Annotated in this window: 14 protein-coding genes; 4 read left to right on the top strand and 10 right to left on the bottom strand. The window is 59.6% G+C overall.

Annotation, left to right across the window (positions count from 1 at the left end; genetic code table 11):
- Window positions 1–42: 42 nt before the first annotated feature.
- Window positions 43–969, top strand: coding sequence for a GGDEF domain-containing protein (locus tag PSH79_RS19440; protein WP_305439066.1), 927 nt, complete (start codon window positions 43–45; stop codon window positions 967–969).
- A 138-nt stretch (window positions 970–1,107) separates the two neighbouring features.
- Here PSH79_RS19440 and PSH79_RS19445 read toward each other — a convergent pair whose 3' ends face one another.
- The 7 genes from PSH79_RS19445 to PSH79_RS19475 all read right to left on the bottom strand — a co-directional run bounded on the left by PSH79_RS19445 (window position 1,108) and on the right by PSH79_RS19475 (window position 8,993).
- A complete protein-coding gene (locus tag PSH79_RS19445) occupies window positions 1,108–1,869 on the bottom strand; it encodes a TenA family transcriptional regulator (RefSeq protein WP_370872530.1) in 762 nt (253 codons plus the stop codon).
- A gap of 79 nt (window positions 1,870–1,948) precedes the next feature.
- Complete coding sequence (locus PSH79_RS19450; RefSeq protein ID WP_305439069.1) at window positions 1,949–4,408, bottom strand: EAL domain-containing protein; 2,460 nt, start codon at window positions 4,406–4,408, stop codon at window positions 1,949–1,951.
- Between the two features lie 201 nt (window positions 4,409–4,609).
- Window positions 4,610–6,436, bottom strand: a complete 1,827-nt coding sequence (locus PSH79_RS19455; protein WP_305439070.1) for an ABC transporter ATP-binding protein — start codon at window positions 6,434–6,436, stop codon at window positions 4,610–4,612.
- The gene (locus tag PSH79_RS19460; protein WP_305444014.1) at window positions 6,429–7,031 is read right to left on the bottom strand and encodes a DsbA family protein; all 603 of its coding nucleotides are present in this window, start codon (window positions 7,029–7,031) and stop codon (window positions 6,429–6,431) included. The genes PSH79_RS19455 and PSH79_RS19460 overlap by 8 nt, the downstream gene beginning before the upstream one ends.
- Window positions 7,032–7,066: 35 nt before the next feature.
- The gene (locus PSH79_RS19465) at window positions 7,067–8,008 is read right to left on the bottom strand and encodes a rhodanese-related sulfurtransferase (protein ID WP_123534758.1); all 942 of its coding nucleotides are present in this window, start codon (window positions 8,006–8,008) and stop codon (window positions 7,067–7,069) included.
- A gap of 151 nt (window positions 8,009–8,159) precedes the next feature.
- Entirely contained in the window at window positions 8,160–8,459 is a 300-nt protein-coding gene (locus PSH79_RS19470; RefSeq protein WP_064391455.1) for a BolA family transcriptional regulator, read from the bottom strand.
- Window positions 8,460–8,471: 12 nt separating this feature from the next.
- Window positions 8,472–8,993 (bottom strand): DUF2059 domain-containing protein, encoded by a 522-nt coding sequence (locus PSH79_RS19475; RefSeq protein ID WP_187677740.1) that lies wholly within the window; start codon window positions 8,991–8,993, stop codon window positions 8,472–8,474.
- Window positions 8,994–9,186: 193 nt separating this feature from the next.
- Between PSH79_RS19475 and PSH79_RS19480 the strand changes: the two genes are divergently transcribed.
- Entirely contained in the window at window positions 9,187–10,581 is a 1,395-nt protein-coding gene (locus tag PSH79_RS19480) for a class II fumarate hydratase (RefSeq protein ID WP_305439071.1), read from the top strand.
- 104 nt (window positions 10,582–10,685) lie between these two features.
- On the opposite strand, the gene PSH79_RS19485 is transcribed toward PSH79_RS19480, so the two are convergent.
- Window positions 10,686–11,645, bottom strand: coding sequence for a DMT family transporter (locus tag PSH79_RS19485; protein ID WP_305439072.1), 960 nt, complete (start codon window positions 11,643–11,645; stop codon window positions 10,686–10,688).
- Between the two features lie 211 nt (window positions 11,646–11,856).
- Here PSH79_RS19485 and PSH79_RS19490 point away from each other — a divergent pair, with 211 nt between their 5' ends.
- Window positions 11,857–12,060 (top strand): DUF6316 family protein, encoded by a 204-nt coding sequence (locus PSH79_RS19490; RefSeq protein WP_305439074.1) that lies wholly within the window; start codon window positions 11,857–11,859, stop codon window positions 12,058–12,060.
- A gap of 101 nt (window positions 12,061–12,161) precedes the next feature.
- Here PSH79_RS19490 and PSH79_RS19495 read toward each other — a convergent pair whose 3' ends face one another.
- Both PSH79_RS19495 and pap read right to left on the bottom strand, forming a co-directional pair.
- On the bottom strand, window positions 12,162–13,346 hold the full coding sequence (locus PSH79_RS19495; protein ID WP_305439075.1) for a thiolase family protein: 1,185 nt from the start codon (window positions 13,344–13,346) through the stop codon (window positions 12,162–12,164).
- Between the two features lie 102 nt (window positions 13,347–13,448).
- Window positions 13,449–14,963 carry a polyphosphate:AMP phosphotransferase gene (gene pap, locus PSH79_RS19500; RefSeq protein WP_305439076.1) on the bottom strand — a complete coding sequence of 505 codons (1,515 nt, stop codon included), beginning with the start codon at window positions 14,961–14,963 and terminating at the stop codon, window positions 13,449–13,451.
- Between the two features lie 172 nt (window positions 14,964–15,135).
- Between pap and mnmC the strand changes: the two genes are divergently transcribed.
- Window positions 15,136–17,115, top strand: coding sequence for a bifunctional tRNA (5-methylaminomethyl-2-thiouridine)(34)-methyltransferase MnmD/FAD-dependent 5-carboxymethylaminomethyl-2-thiouridine(34) oxidoreductase MnmC (gene mnmC, locus PSH79_RS19505; RefSeq protein WP_305439077.1), 1,980 nt, complete (start codon window positions 15,136–15,138; stop codon window positions 17,113–17,115).
- Window position 17,116: the final 1 nt, after the last annotated feature.

Below are 17,116 nucleotides of genomic sequence, written 5' to 3' on the forward strand. Positions count from 1 at the left end.
CCAGCCTGTAAGACAGACTTACTGCTTAGGGGCTCACGCCATATGAAATCACCTTCCCAGACCAATGCAATTGACTTTGACAGTGCCAAATTGCAACGCCTGGGTTTCGGTCAGCAGCCGCCTCTTCTTGAGCGGCCCGCCAGTCTCGCGCAATTGCGCCAGCAACTGAGCCTGCAACTGCAAACCAGTCTCGAACCGCAACGTATCCTCGGTCTTTTTTTCCGTGAAGTTCAGCGCCTCGTGCCGCTCGACGCCTTGAGCTACGCGCATCAGGGGAGCGACCTTCGCCTGGAGTTTGGCGCTCGCGGCCATCACTCGGTCAGCTACAGCCTGAGCCACGAAGGCGAACACATGGGCGAAGTGGTGTTCCGCCGCAATCAGCGCTTCAACGAACAGGAGCAGGGCAATCTAGAATCGCTGCTGTCGTCACTGCTGTATCCGATGCGTAACGCTCTGCTGTACCGCGCCGCCACCCAAAGCGCCCTGCGCGATCCACTGACCGGCGCCGGCAACCGCATCGCGATGGAGCAGACACTGCAACGCGAGATCGAAATGTCCCGCCGACACCTGCAGCCGTTGTCGGTGTTGATGCTGGACATCGACCACTTCAAACGGGTCAACGACAGTCATGGCCACAGCACTGGCGATGACGTGCTTAAAGCCGTGGCCGCGTCGATCAAGGGTCAGTTGCGCAATGTCGACATGGTGTTTCGCTATGGCGGGGAAGAGTTTCTGATCCTGCTGTCCAATACCAGCCGGGAAGCAGCGGCGATGGTTGGCGAGCGTCTGCGTTATGCGGCGCAGGCGGCGGAGTATTACGCCGATGGAACGTTGATAGAGCTGACGGTCAGCCTGGGCTGCTCGACCCTGCTGCCGGGTGAGTCGGCAGAAAGCCTGTTGCGCCGCGCTGACAGCGCGCTGTACGTGGCCAAGCGCGAGGGGCGGAATCGATTGGCGATGGCGGGCTGATCCCCTCCAGACACCCTAAAACAACTGTAGGAGTGAGCCTGGTCGCGGTGCGGTCCGACACTCAACAATGATGTTGACTGACAATCCGCCATCGCGAGCAGGCTCACCCCTACATTTTCTACCTGGTGTTATCGGGAATCAGCTCTCGACCACAGCCCTGCGCTCACGGTTTACTAGCAAACGCTCCGACGTCTCCAGCTGCATGCACCGCTCCAGAAACAGGTACATGTAGTCGTAGCTCTTGCAGATCGCTTGGCGCAACTCGGCCTGCAAGGCCTTGCTCGGGTTCATGCCTGCCAGGGTGCAGATGATTTCCAGCGCTTCCCACGGATGAGCATCGTCATACTGGGCATGCATTTTCAGCCATTTCATCGCACGCTTGCGGTCTTCTTCGGGGAACGCTGCGGCGTACACCCCGGTAGAACAGACGACCGCCGACCACTCCCCGGTCGCACCCTCGATGGCATAGTTGGTGGCGGCAATGGCCACAATCAGTGAGTCGGCGGAACTGGTGTGCCAGCACCAATGACTCAAGGCATGCAACTCAGGCGGTACGTGCTGGGCCTGGAGATCTTCCAGACTCACACCGTGTGCGCGACTCCAGTGCACCCAGTAGTCGGCGTGATTGAGTTCGACGCGAATGTTGCGCATCAGCCAACGCCGCGCCATGTCTTCACCGGGGTGACGGGCGAATTTGGTTTTGGTCAGGTTCTGCGCCATGTATAACGCGAACTGCTCAACTACCGGCCAGCCCCCGATCAGGTACTGGCGCATGGTTTTGGCGCTGAGTTTGTTATCACGCATGCGCAGGTAAAGTTCATGTTCGACAACCCGGCGCTTGCTCTCGCTGCAATCCTCAATGAGCTGTTGTGCCCAGTCGGGATAACTTGCAGCTTCCATGAGTGGTCCGGTTCGGTTGAATGTGTCGATCACTGTTCGGCTCCTTTTGATTTGTGATTGTAAGGATCGGCGAGAGACTTCAACGGAACGTGCCAGGCGCTTTGAATAACAGCGGCTGCGGCCTGGCGGGCCGACTTTGCAAACTGTCGCAGGTAAACAATTGCGGGCGTTCAATAACGTAACCCTGAGCGTAATCCACACCAATTTCAAGCAATGCCTGCTCGATCTGGGTTGTTTCAACAAACTCGGCAATTGTCTGCTTACCCATGACATGCCCGATGTGATTGATCACTTCGACCATTGCGCGGTTAATCGGATCGTCCAGCATATCCTTTACGAAACTCCCGTCGATCTTCAGGAAGTCTACAGGCAAATGTTTCAGATAAGCGAATGAAGACATTCCGGCACAAAAGTCATCTAACGAAAAATAACAACCTAAGCCTTTGAGTTCATTAATAAATCTAATTGCACTGCCCAAGTTTGAAATTGCACTGGTTTCAGTAATTTCAAAACAAATCATTTCAGGTGGTATCGAATAGTTAACAAACTGTTCGCGCAGAAAGTGCAAAAAAGCGTCATCTCCTATAGTAATGCCTGACAGATTAATCGCACACATCGCTAATGGCCCTTCATGTTCTTGCGCAATACATTGAGCAATAACCTTGAATACGTTTTGCACTACCCAACGATCCAGTTGACTCATCAAGCCATAGCGTTCGGCGGCAGGAATAAAACTGTTCGGCAGAATCATCCGACCGGCTTCATCGTGCAGACGCAGCAGGATTTCAATGTGTCCTCTGTCGCCGCCACCCTGTTTCAACGGCGCGATTTCCTGGGCATAAAGGCAGAAGCGATTCTCTTCCAGCGCCACATGCAAACGTTGCACCCAGGCCATTTCACCAAAGCGCAGTGAGAGTTCGGAGTCGTCAGGGTGGTAAACCTGGACCCTATTGCGGCCTTTTTCCTTGGCCATGTAGCAGGCCATGTCGGCAGCACGCAGCGAGGCTTCAAGCGTCATCGGGTTTTGTGCAACATGCACCAGACCTATACTCACCGTCGTCAGGAATGGCCGTCCTTTCCAGACAAAGTGCAGGTTCTGCACGGTCTGACGCAGTGCCTCGGCGATTTTCTCCGCCGCTTCCGGCGCGCAGTTTTCCAGCAGAATGCCAAATTCGTCACCGCCGAGCCGCGCCAGCGTATCGCCTTCGCGCAGCCCCGATTGCAGCAAGGTGCAGATGTGCCGCAACAGCTCATCGCCCGCAGCATGGCCGCAGGTATCGTTGACCAGTTTGAACTGATCCAGATCCAGGAACATCAACGCATGCCGCCCGGACTGGCGCGAGAGGTTGTGCAGCGCCTGATCCAGGCGATATTCAAACTCACGACGATTCGCCAGCCCGGTCAGCGCATCATGAGTGGCCTGCCAGGAAAGATTGGCGATGTATTGCCGCTCCTGGGTCATGTCGTGCAGCACCAGCACCGTGCCACTGACCTTGCCGGCATTGCGGATCGGCGCTCCGACCAGCGTCACCGAAAGCGTGCTGCCATCCAGGCGCTGAATCAGCTTGGAGTGCTCGCTGCCGCCGCTGAGTTGGCCGCTGAGAATGTGCTCAATCAGCGTCAGGCCTTCGGCCTGGGCGTTGTCGTCGAGCAAATTGAACAGCGCCGCCAAGGGCAAACCGGCGGCCTGCTCGGCCTTCCAGTGGGTCATGGCTTCAGCGGCGGGGTTCATGTAGTCAATGGCGCCGGTCACGTCGGTGGTGATGACGCCATCACCAATTGATTGCAACGTCACGTGCGCGCGATCTTTCTCCAACTGCAGCGCCTCGGCAAAGGCATGGCGCTGCTTGAGCAATTTGTGGGTTCGCCACAAGGCCAGCACGATCAGTCCAAGCGCCGTGGCAAGGTTGGTGAACAGCAGCAGGCGCAGGATCATCCGCGAGCCTTCGCCCAGGGCATCGCTGAACGCTTTCGCCGCCGGGGTCACACCATCGTTGATCGCAAAGATTCGCGCCTTCCAGCGCTGGATATCGGCCTCGGTAGCAGCATTGTCGACGATACGTTGATGCATCTCGCGCGCCACGTCATGGAGTTCGATCAGATAAGCATCACCGACCGTCCAGCGGTCGATCGCGGTTTCCAGGTAACTGAAGTGACGGAAGTTGAGGTACAGCCAGATCACGCTGGAGACGTCGTCAGGATGGTTGCCGCCCTTGAGAATGCCGTCACGCGCCGATTGCAGATCCGGCGGCTGACGGTCCAGCGCCACGCGCAACTGATGACCGCCCTGGGGCACGGCAATCGCACTTTGGTACTTGAGAAAAATCGCCTCGTCACGACTGTCGGCGTACAGATTGAGGTAGTAAATGGCGTCTTTCTGGCCCTTGGACCAGAGACTTTCCCCCGCCACGTAACCGCGAACGGCCGAGAGCACGTAAAGACTCACGCCGCCCAATAACGCCTGAAACAACACGACGGCAATAAATGGCCAGACGATGCCCAACAACCGTGGCGTTCCGAGAGTCCGCTTTTGCTTCATGAGATCCCTTGCGCAAGCACTGCCATATGAGCACCGGAAAATACCGCTCCTGACAGCTCAGCCTAGGCTAATTTTCGACATGTCCAAGGGACGGCTGTGCCGTCCTCTATGCCGATCGTGCAACCTAGCTGTACGGGGAGGTAATCGGGGCGTTTTTATTGGAAGCAATTCAAGCACTAAGCACAGAAACGCGGACAAAACTCAAGGGCGCTGGATTTGTTGCAAGTGGCCGTAGAGTTTGGCGTACAGCCCGCCGTCGGCAATCAACTGCTGATGATCGCCGTCTTCGGCCACTTGCCCGCCGTCGAACACCAAGACCCGATCCGCCTGTTTCACCGCCGACAAGCGATGGGCAATGATCAACGTGGTACGACCATTGAGGAACCGCGCCATGGCCTGATGCAGGTTGTATTCGGTGGCGGCATCAAGGGCTGAAGTGGCTTCGTCGAGGATTACCACTTTCGGCTCGGCGAGGATCATCCGCGCAATCGCCAGACGCTGGCGCTGACCGCCGGACAAGCGCACGCCGGAACGCCCGACGATGCTGTCCAGGCCATCCGGCAAGGCGCGGATGGTGGGTTCGAGCTGAGCGATTTCCAGTGCCTGCCAGCAGGCTTCGTCACTGCGCGTGCGGCCCATGGTCAGGTTGGCGCGCACGGTATCGTTGAACAGCGCCGGGTGTTGCAATACCACCGCGACGTTTTCCCGAACGGTCTCCAGCCCGATTTCCTGCTGGGTCGAACCGCCGAAACGGATGGTGCCGGCCAGCGGCGTGTACAACCCAAGCAGCAATTGCACAAGGGTACTTTTGCCGCCGCCGCTGGCGCCGACAATTGCCACTTTCTCCCCCGGGGCGATGGACAGGTTCAGTTGATCCAGCACCAATTCGTCACCGTAACCGAAGCTCAGACCTTGCACCTGAATGCCCACGGTGTCGCGTCCCTTGAACGGATCAATACCACCCGGATATTGCGGCTCATCGGCCCGCGCCAGCAATTCATTGATCCGTGCCAGCGCGCCGCCGGCCGCGTAGTAGGCATATTGCAGATTCAGCAGTTGCTCCACGGGGCCGATCATGAACCACAGATAACTGAACACCGCGAGCATCTGGCCGATCGACAGGTCGGAGAACAACACGGTGAGCATCGCCGCTGCGCGGAAGATGTCGATGCCGAACTGGAACAGCAGCCCGCTGGCGCGATTGGATGCGTCGGTTTTCCACTGAGAATTGACCGCGTAGTTACGCACCTCTTGCGCTCGTAGGCCGAGCCGGCCAAGGAAGTAGCCCTGACGGTTGCCCGCGCGCACTTCCTGGATCGAATCGAGGGTTTCACTCAACACCTGAGTGAACCGCGCAGTGCTGTCGTTCTCCAGTTTCTTGAGGTGTTTGACCCGTTTGCCCAACTGCACCGTGGCGTAGATCACCAGCGGATTGAACAGCAGTATCAGCAACGCAAGTTTCCAGTGCATCCACATCAGGATGCTCGCGGTGCCGACCAGGGTCAGCATCGCCACCAGAAAACGGCTTAGGGTTTCGCCGACAAACTTGTCGAGGGTGTCCAGATCGGTCACCAGGTGCGTGGTCACCGTGCCGCTGCCCAGACTTTCGTATTCGCCGAGGGAAATGCGTTTGAGCCGTTCGATCAGGCGCACGCGAATGCGATAGACGATGTCCTTGGCCAACCGCGCGAACAGGCGCGACTGCAACACGCCAAAGCACAACGCGCAGCAACGCAGCGTCAAGGTGACCACCAGCATCAGGCCGATATAGCCCGCTGCCTGCTGCCACATCGTAGGCAACAGATGGTTCATGACTTTCAGCGCTGCATCGCCATGGCCGAGCAGGACTTCGTCCACCAGCAATGGCAACAGCAACGGAATCGGCACGCTGCACAACGTCGCCAGCACGGCCACACCGTTGGCGATCCACAAGGATTTTTTGTGATGAAGTGCCAGTCGCCGGACTTCTGCCCAGCTCAGCCGGTCGACACGCTTTACGGCTGGCGTGTCATCGGCCGGGTCAGACACAGGCCGCGCGCTCCAGCCATCGGCCGAGCAAGGGCGACAGTTCACTGAGCGGTTGATAGCCGTTGGTCAGCAGCGCCAGTTGGCCGTTGCGTTCGGCGAGCAAGGTCGGGAAACCGGCGATACCCAGATCTTGCACCCAACTGAAATCAGCCTGAGTCGCCTTGTGTTGATCGGCATGATCGAACAACGCGGCAAATTCGATACGCGGCACACCCGCCTGCTCTGCCAGTTCGACCAGCACGCTGGCCTGGGTGACATCGCGACCTTCAGTGTAAAACGCCTGCTGGATCAATCCGACCAGTGTCCATGCGCAATCCGGTGCCAGGCTACGTGCCGTGACAATCGCCCGGCAAGCAGGCTCGGTGTCGTAGACAAAACCATCGGGCAGCGCGCCGTCGAACTTGAACGGCTGGCCGGTGGCCTCGGTGACTGCCTGCCAGTGTTCAAGAATGTAGCGTCGGGTGGTCGGCTCCAGCGCCGCACCGCTACCCGTACGCAATCCGCCAACGACAAGATGCAACTCGACCCCGGCTGCCTGCGCCTGTTCGACCAGTGCCTTGGCCACCGGAGCGAACCCCCAGCACCAGGAACACATCGGGTCCATCACATAGAGCAGGCGCGCAGACATGGTTAAGCCTCGGTGGATGCTTGCTTATAGTTGTAGCCGATCGGGTGCGGCTGGTTGCGGGCCTTGGCCAGCTCGATCTGCTTCTGCCGATCGATGGCGCTGCGGCGGGTTTTCTCGCTCAGGGTGTCCCAGCAGTGCGGGCAACTGACGCCGGCCACGTAATGCTCGGAGGTACGATCTTCAACGCTGACCGGTGTGCGACAGGCATGACATTGATCGTAGTCGCCTTCGCTGAGGTCGTGACGCACGGTCACACGGTTGTCGAATACAAAGCAGTCGCCCTGCCACTTGGTTTCTTCCTGCGGCACCTCTTCGAGGTATTTCAGAATGCCGCCCTTGAGGTGGTACACCTCTTCGAAGCCCTCGCCCAGCATGTAGCTCGAGGCCTTCTCGCAGCGGATGCCGCCGGTGCAGAACATCGCGACCTTCTTGTGCACGGCCGGGTCGAAGTGTTCTTTGATGTAGTCGGGGAATTCGCGAAAACTGGTGGTTTTCGGATCGATGGCGCCTTCGAAGGTGCCGATCGACACTTCGTAATCGTTGCGCGTGTCGATCAACAGCACTTCAGGGTCGCTGATCAACGCGTTCCAGTCTTGCGGATCAACGTAGGTGCCGACCTTCTTGTTCGGGTCGACGCCTTCGACACCGAGGGTGACGATCTCTTTCTTGAGCTTGACCTTGGTGCGGTAGAACGGCTGCTCGTCGCAGTACGACTCTTTGTGATCGATGTCGATCATGCGTGGGTCGTTCTTCAGCCAGGCGAGCAGGCCATCGATGCCTTCGCGAGTGCCGGAAACCGTGCCGTTGATGCCTTCTTCGGCGATCAGCAGAGTGCCTTTGATGCCGTTGTCGACCATCGCTTGCAGCAGCGGCTCGCGCAGGTTGACGTAATCTTCGAGGGTGACGAACTTATACAGTGCCGCCACGACAATCGGTTGTGTCATGGGTATTTCTCCAGGTGGCTACCCTCGCAAAGGGTGAACCGGATGCGAAAAAAAACGCGCCGGGTGAGCGGCGCGTTGCGGATTCTAGCAAAAACATCACCCTCTGCGGCAGCCACCTGTAGGAGCTGCCGCAGGCTGCGATCTTTTGATCTTAATGTTTGCTACCGCCGGCACAGGTCGGTGACGCCGGAGCGGCGCCGATCTCTGCCCATTCCTGCGGGGTGTAGGTGTGCAGCGCCAACGCATGAAACTCGCCCATCAGCTCGCCGAGCGTGCCATAGACTTTCTGGTGGCGCTTGACCCGGTTCAGGCCGTCAAACTGCGCGCTGACTACCACAGCCTTGTAGTGGGTCTGCAACCCGCGACTGTGCATGTGGCTTTCATCCAGCACTTGCAGATGCTCAGGCTGAAGCAGGGCCAGCGTCGATTCGATGCGTTGTTGCATGGTCATCACGAACTCCGCTTACGGCTTTTTCTTGGCCGGAGCAGCGCCTTTCGGTGCCAGCTCGTTGGTCATGTCGTCGAGCAACTTGTTGACGACAGGAACGGCGCTTTCCAGTTTGGCCTGGGTCATCTGGGCCGATTGCTGGGTCAGCTGCGGCATTTTTTCCAGGACTTTCTTGCCCAGTGGCGACTTGTAGAAAGCGACCAGGTCTTTGAGCTCGGATTCGCTGAAGTTGCTGGTGTAGAGCTTGACCATGTCGGGCTTGAGCTTGTTCCAGCCAATGGCCTGATCCAGGGCGGCGTTGGCCTTGGCCTGGTAGGTTTCCAGCGTGGCTTTCTTGGATTCCGGGGCCTTGGTCTGTTCAAAACGCTGGGCGAACATTTGCTGCACTTGCATGTACACCGGAGTGCCCAGTTTGTCAGCGTGCGCCAGGGTCAGGAAAGCTTCGGCACTGGCGTTGTGGCTGGCGGTATCGGCAAGCACCTGGCCGCTGGCGCAAACCAGTGCAACCGCGGTACAGATGGCACGAAGACGAGTCATCGAGTTTCCTTTTCTAGCTAACGAGGTAAAACCCCAAGGGCGACCATTCTGCGCCTAAAAAACGCTATGGCTCAACCCCCGCGCCTTGCCGCGCTTGATTGGCGGGGTTTTACCGGTCAACAATCGGATCGATGGAACCACCTGGGCCGACGCCGGCCTAACCAGCGCAAACAGACCAACAGGAGTGTGCACGATGAGCCGTATCGAAACCGACAGCCTGGGCCAGATCGAAGTCCCGGACGACGCCTACTGGGGTGCTCAGACGCAACGCTCGCTGATCAACTTCGCCATTGGCCAGGAGCACATGCCACTGCCGGTGCTGCACGCTCTGGCCCTGATCAAGAAAGCTGCCGCCCGGGTGAACGACCGTAATGGCGACCTGCCCGCCGACATCGCCCGCCTGATCGAACAAGCCGCCGACGAAGTACTCGACGGCCAGCACGACGATCAGTTCCCGCTGGTGGTCTGGCAGACCGGCAGCGGCACCCAGAGCAACATGAACGTCAACGAAGTGATCGCCGGTCGCGCCAATGAACTTGCCGGCAACCCGCGCGGCGGCAAAATCCCGGTGCATCCGAACGATCACGTCAACCGCTCGCAAAGCTCCAACGACTGCTTCCCCACCGCCATGAGCATCGCCACCGCGAAAGCAGTACAGGAACAACTGTTGCCAGCGATCGCCGAGCTGTCCGGCGGCTTGGCCGAACTTGCTGCGCGGCACATGAAGCTGGTGAAAACCGGCCGCACGCACATGATGGATGCGACGCCAATCACCTTCGGCCAGGAACTGTCCGGCTTCATCGCGCAACTGGATTACGCCGAACGAGCGATCCGCGCGGCGTTGCCGGCAGTCTGTGAACTGGCACAGGGCGGCACCGCCGTCGGCACAGGGCTGAACTCACCACACGGTTTTGGCGAGGCCATTGCCGCAGAACTGGCGGCATTGTCCGGTCTGCCTTTCGTCACCGCACCGAACAAGTTCGCGGCGCTGGCCGGGCACGAGCCGCTGACCAGCCTGTCCGGCGCCTTGAAAACCCTCGCCGTGGCACTGATGAAAATCGCCAATGACCTGCGTCTGCTCGGCTCCGGCCCACGCGCAGGCTTTGCTGAAGTGCGGCTGCCGGCCAACGAACCGGGCAGTTCGATCATGCCTGGCAAGGTCAACCCGACCCAGTGCGAAGCGTTATCGATGCTCGCCTGCCAGGTGCTGGGCAACGACGTGACGATCGGGATTGCCGCGAGCCAGGGCCACTTGCAGTTGAACGTGTTCAAACCGGTGATCATCCACAATCTGCTGCAATCGATCCGCCTGCTCGGCGATGGTTGCAGCAACTTCCAGCAGCACTGCATTGCCGGGCTCGAACCGGACGCCGAAGTCATGGCCAAACATCTGGAACGTGGGCTGATGCTGGTGACGGCGTTGAATCCGCACATCGGTTACGACAAGTCGGCGGAAATCGCCAAGAAGGCTTACAGCGAAGGGCTGACCTTGCGGGAAGCGGCGCTGGAGTTGGGCTATCTGACCGATGAAGAGTTTGATGCGTGGGTGCGGCCGGAGAACATGATCGAGGCTGGCGCCAAGGGTTAAATTCTTCAGCGCCTGAAAGTCAGTCATCGCGAGCAGGCTCACTCCTACCGGGGAATGCATTCCAAATGCAGGAGTGAGCCTGCTCGCGATGGCCCTGACACGGTCTAACTGGCTGCCATCTTCATCCGTCGCGCCTTCAACCCGGCAATCAGCGACGGCCCCAACGCCACCAACGCCGAACCCAGCACCACCAGCACCGCCCCGCCATAACCCAAGCCATTGATCTGCTCGGCATGCACATAGTCCGGCCATATCCACGCCGCAATCGCCACTGCCCCGAATGTCACCAACGGCGTTATCGCCAACGTCGCACTGACCCGCGATGCCTCCCAATGCGCCAGCGCCTCGGCGAACGCGCCATAAGCGATCAGCGTATTCATGCAGCATGCCAGCAGCAGCCAGCCTTGCAGCGGACTCAATTGCAGCGCTTCGAGCGGATGCACCCACGGCGTCAGCAACAACGCGCAGAACAGGTAGATCACCATCATCACCTGCAGCGAATTCCACACCGTCAGCAATTGCTTCTGGCCCAGCGCATAGAAGGTCCAGACCGTCGAGGCCAATAACACCAGCAACACCCCCGCGGTGTAATCCGACAGCGAGGTCAGCAACTCCGCGAGACGCTGATTGAAGAACAACACAAAACCGATCAGCAACACCGCAAGACCGATGCCCTGACCGATACTGAATCGCTCCTTGAACACGAACAGACTGGCGATCAGCAGCATGATCGGCCCCATCTGCACCACCAATTGCGCGGTGCCGGGGCTGAGCAGATTGAGGCCCATCAGGTACAGCACGTAGTTACCGACCAGGCCAAGCACCGCCATCAGCACCAGCCAACCGCCCCGGGGGCCCAGCACCTTGAGACTCGGCAGGCGTCTGGTCGAAGCCAGATAGATGAACAGGCAACCGCCGGACACCAGCAGGCGAAACCAGGTCACGGTGACCGGGTCCATCACCAGCAGCACCTGTTTGAGTTTGATCGGCAGGATGCCCCACAAAAACGCGGTCAGCAGCGCCAGGCACAAACCATATACCCAGCGCCCCGATGAAATGTGCATGCGAACCCCGACGCCTGCTGACAAGAGCCGTCATTCTAGACGCGTAGCCGAACGCGACACAGGGACAGTTGGAGACACGCCGCGAATGAAACTGTGCAGGTCGCAGCATTAAATTGACGAGGCGCCGTTGATCGGCTGGACAGGCATCCCAAGTGCTTCAGGCATAAGCTCGTTGGATCCGTTTCAGCGCTTCATAAAAAGGAGACCGACCATGTTAGGCATGCGCCGCCAGGATCCCGCCCCCGCCACGCACTTTCGCAGCGACCGGGTGTGCCGGGTCAATGGCGAACTGTTTTTCAGCACTCGGGAAAACACCCTTGAAGGGCCGTTTGACAGTCACGAGCAAGCCGAGCAGGAGATAAAGGCTTATATCGCGCGGATGCAGGTGCAGGATTCCAACCGGATATCCGGATGATGCCATCGCGAGCAGGCTCACTCCTACAGGGGAACGCATTTCAATTGCAGGAGCGAGCCTGCTCGCGATAGCGGTAGATCAATCAACAAATCTTTCAGGGCTTAGCGCACAGCCTCAAACAACCCCGTCGCCCCCATCCCGCCGCCCACGCACATGGTGACGATGCCGTAACGCAGATTGCGCCGCTGCAACTCCCTCACCAGATGCCCGACCTGCCGAGATCCGGTCATGCCGAACGGGTGGCCAATGGAAATAGACCCGCCATTGACGTTGTATTTGTCATTGTCGATTTCCAGCCGATCCCGGGCGTACAGGCACTGCGAAGCGAACGCCTCGTTGAGTTCCCACAAATCGATGTCCGCCACTTGCAGGCCCTTGGCCTTGAGCAATTTCGGCACCGAGAACACCGGGCCGATGCCCATCTCGTCCGGCTCGCAACCGGCAACGGTGAAACCACGGAAAAACGCTTTCGGCTTGAGTCCCAGTTGCAGGGCCTTTTCCAGGCTCATGACCAAGGTCATCGATGCACCGTCGGACAGTTGCGATGAGTTGCCCGCCGTTACCGAACCGTCGTCGGCAAACACTGGCTTCAGTCCGGCGAGGCTTTCGTAAGTGGTGTCCGGACGATTGCAGTCGTCGCGCTCGACGATGCCATCGAGGATCTGCACTTCGCCGCTGTTTTTGTCCTCGACCCGGTACTTCACCGCCATCGGCACGATTTCATCATCAAACAACCCTGCCGCCTGCGCCTGCGCGGTGCGCAGCTGACTTTGCAGCGAATAGCGATCCTGGGCTTCGCGGCTGACGCCATAACGCCGTGCCACCACCTCAGCGGTCTGGCCCATCGTGTAGTAGATGCCCGGTGTCTGCTGCTTGAGCAACGGGTTGATCAAGTGATCGGTGTTGACGCTTTTCAGGGTCAGGCTGATCGACTCGACGCCGCCGGCGACGATGATGTCGCTGCAACCCGAAGCGATCTGGTTGGCGGCGATCGCAATCGCCTGCAAACCGGATGAACAGAAACGGTTGAGGGTCATTCCCGCGACGCCGGTGCCCAATTGCGAGAGCACCGCGACGTTGCGGCCAATGTTGTAGCCCTGCGCACCCTCGTTGGAACCGGCACCGACGATGCAGTCCTCGACGCTGGCCGGGTCGATGTCGTTGCGCTCGAGCAGCGCATTGACGCAATGCGCTGCCATGTCATCGGGACGGGTCTGGTTGAACTTGCCGCGAAAGGACTTGGCCAGCCCGGTTCGTACGCTGTCGACGATCACCACTTCACGCATGGCATACCTCATTGTTGTTGTCGGTTGAGAGTGGCTCGAGCATAAGCCCACCAAATGACCGACCGCGACAATCATTCACCCCGCGTATGCGCGCCCATCGCTTCAATCCTTGTGCTTTTTGGCCTTCTTGTCGGACTTCTCGAAAGCCTCTTCCAGCGCGCGGTTGATCGTGCGCAACACTTTGACCCGCGCCCAGCGTTTGTCGTTGGCCTCGACCAATGTCCACGGAGAAATCTCGGTGCTGGTGCGGTCGACCATGTCGCCCACGGCAGCACGGTAGGCGTCCCACTTGTCGCGGTTGCGCCAGTCGTCTTCGGTGATTTTGAAGCGTTTGAACGGAATTTCTTCGCGCGCCTGAAAGCGCTCCATCTGCGTGTCCTTGTCAATGGCCAGCCAGAACTTGACCACGATCACCCCGGCGTCAGCGATCTGCTCTTCATAATCATTGATTTCACTGTAGGCGCGCAGCCAGTCGGCCGGGCTGCAAAAGCCTTCGATGCGCTCCACCAGCACCCGGCCATACCATGAGCGGTCGAACACGGTGAACTTGCCCCGCGCCGGCAGATGCCGCCAGAAGCGCCACAAATATGGCTGCGCCCGCTCCTCTTCGGTCGGCGCGGCAATCGGCACGATGCTGTACTGGCGTGGATCGAGCGCCGCCGCCACCCGGCGAATCGCCCCGCCCTTGCCCGCCGCATCATTGCCCTCAAACACGGCAACCAAGGCGTGGCGGCGCATGCGTTTATCGCGCATCAGCCCCGACAGTCGCGCCTGCTCGGTGATCAGTTGCTCTTCGTAGTCTTTCTTCTCCAGGCGCTGAGTCAGGTCAAGGCTGTCAAGCAGGTTCAACTGATCGACCGCCGTGCCCAACGGTGCTGCGTTGACTTCCTCGGCGTGCACATCCGGGCGCTTCAGGGCGTTTTGCAGGCCCTCAAGGAGAATCTTGCCGACCGCCAGACTGCGGTAGTTGGCGTCCATGCCTTCAATGACGTGCCACGGCGCATAGTCGCGACTGGTCCGGCGCAGCACGCGCTCGCCGTATTTGACGAACTTGTCGTATGTTTGCGATTGCTGCCAGTCCAGCGGACTGATGCGCCAACTGTGCAGCGGGTCATCGGCGAGAGACTTGAGCCGCGCTTTCATCTGTTTCTTGGACAGGTGAAACCAGAACTTGAAGATCAGCGCGCCTTCATCGCAGAGCATTTTTTCCAGGCGTTCGGCGGCATTGATCGCCTGATCCAGCCGTGGATCCTTGAACAAACCGTGCACCCGCCCCTGCAGCATCTGGCTGTACCAGTTGCCGAAGAACACCCCCATCCGCCCTTTGGCCGGCAGCATCCGCCAGTAGCGCCAGGCCGGTGGCCGCGCCAGCTCTTCATCGGTCTGCTGATCGAAGGTACGCACCTCGATCAGGCGCGGGTCCATCCACTCGTTGAGCAACTTGACCGTCTCGCCCTTGCCCGCGCCTTCGATGCCGTTGATCAAAATGATCACCGGGAAACGCTTTTGCTGCTGCAACTCGAACTGCGCTTCCAGCAGTGCTTCACGCAGCGCGGGGACGGCGGCCTCGTAAGTGTCTTTGTCGATGGCGTGACCGATTTCAGCGGATTCAAACATTGGACGGCTCCTTCCAGGATTCAGCAAGACTAGCGGATTGGGCATGGACGAGGCACAGAAATTCCCGCGGGTGGCGGATTGTCCTTGAGACATCGCGAGCAAGCCTTGCCATGGATCAAGCAGCGCCCGCGCGATCGGCTAGAATGGCCGCCTTGTCGTTGCCGAGCCTGCCATGAAACCTGTAATGCCCCACGCCCAACTCGACTGGGATGACCAGGGACGCCCGCATTCGCGAGTGTTCGATGACGTGTATTTTTCCGACAAGTCGGGGCTGGATGAAACCCGTTATGTGTTCCTTGAACAGAACCGTTTGGCCGAGCGTTTTGCCGCGTTGCCGGAGAATGGGCGCCTGGTCATCGGTGAAACCGGGTTCGGCACGGGGCTGAATTTTCTCTGCGCCTGGCAATTGTTCGAGCAACACGCGGTGGCGGGTTCCAGGCTGCATTTTGTCAGTGTCGAAAAGTACCCGTTGAGCCCGGCCGACCTGCAACGCGCGTTGGCGTTGTGGCCAGAACTCAAACCGCTGGCCGATCAGTTGCTCAAGCATTACGTGGCCATTCATCAAGGCTTCCAACGCGTCACCCTGGCCGACGGTCGGGTGACGTTGACGCTGTTGATTGGCGATGCCCTTGAGCAACTGCCGCAACTGGATGCTCAGATTGATGCCTGGTTCCTCGACGGCTTTGCACCGGCGAAAAACCCCGATATGTGGAACGCCGAACTGTTCGTCGAAGTGGCACGACTGGCGGCACCCGGCTCGACCATCAGCACCTTCACCAGCACCGGCTGGGTGCGGCGCTTGCTCAACGCTGCCGGGTTCAAGATGAAACGCACGCCGGGCATCGGCCACAAATGGGAAATCCTGCGTGGCGAGTTTCTCGGCTGGCCACAGGAAGTGGCCCCCCCCGCCGCCGAGAAGCCCTGGTTCGCGCGCCCTGCTCCGATGACCGGTGAGCGTCGGGCGCTGGTGATTGGCGCAGGTCTGGCAGGCTGCGCCACGGCGGCCAGCCTTGCAGCCCGCGGCTGGCAAGTGAGTCTGCTCGAACGCCACGACGCCGTGGCGCAGGAAGCCTCGGGCAATCCGCAAGGTGTGCTGTATCTGAAACTGTCGGCCCATGGCACCGCACTATCGCAACTGATCGTCAGCGGATTCGGTTACACCCGCCGCCTGCTCGAAAGTCTGCAACGCGGTACCGACTGGGACGATTGCGGCGTGCTGCAACTGGCGTTCAATGCCAAGGAAGCCGAACGTCACGCTCAACTGGCAGAAGCCTTCCCGACAGACCTGTTGCAGTGGCTCGACCAGCCTGAAGCGCAGGCCCGCGCCGGCGTGGGTCTGGAGCACGGTGGTTTGTACTATCCCGAAGGGGGTTGGGTGCATCCGCCCGCGCTGTGTCAGGCACAGGCCAGGCAACCGAACATCGAATTGCTCAGCCATCGCGAAGTGCTGGAACTGCGCAAGGTGGATGATCAATGGCAAGCCTTCGACGGTGACCGTTTGCTCGCCAGCGCTCCCGTCGTGGTGCTGGCCGGTGCTGCCGAGATCAAACGTTTCGCGCAAAGCGCCGAGTTACCGCTCAAGCGGATTCGCGGACAGATCACACGCTTGGCGCAGACGGAACAAAGCCAGGCCCTGGCCACAGTAGTGTGCGCTGAAGGCTACGTCGCACCCGCACGACTGGGCGAACACACCCTCGGCGCCAGTTTCGATTTCAACAGCGACGACCTGACCCCGACCACCGCCGAACACCTGGGCAATCTGGCGATGCTCGAAGAGATTTCCACTGACCTCGTCTCACGCCTGATCGTCAGTGAACAGGATGTCGAGAGCCTACTGGGGCGCGCGGCTTTCCGCTGCACCAGCCCGGACTACCTGCCGATCGTCGGCCCCCTCGCCGACCATGCCGCGTTCACTCAAGCGTACGCGGCGCTGAGCAAGGATGCCCGACAAGTGCCGGACATCGCCTGCCCTTGGCTCGACGGTCTATACGTCAACAGCGGCCACGGCTCGCGCGGTCTGATCACCGCGCCCCTGTCCGGCGAACTGCTCGTGGCCTGGTTGAACGATGAGCCGTTGCCACTACCAAGAAGCGTTGCCGAGGCCTGTCACCCCAACCGTTTCGCGTTACGTCAGCTGATACGCCGCAAGTAAA

Source organism: Pseudomonas sp. FP2196 (assembly GCF_030687715.1).
Taxonomy (GTDB): domain Bacteria; phylum Pseudomonadota; class Gammaproteobacteria; order Pseudomonadales; family Pseudomonadaceae; genus Aquipseudomonas.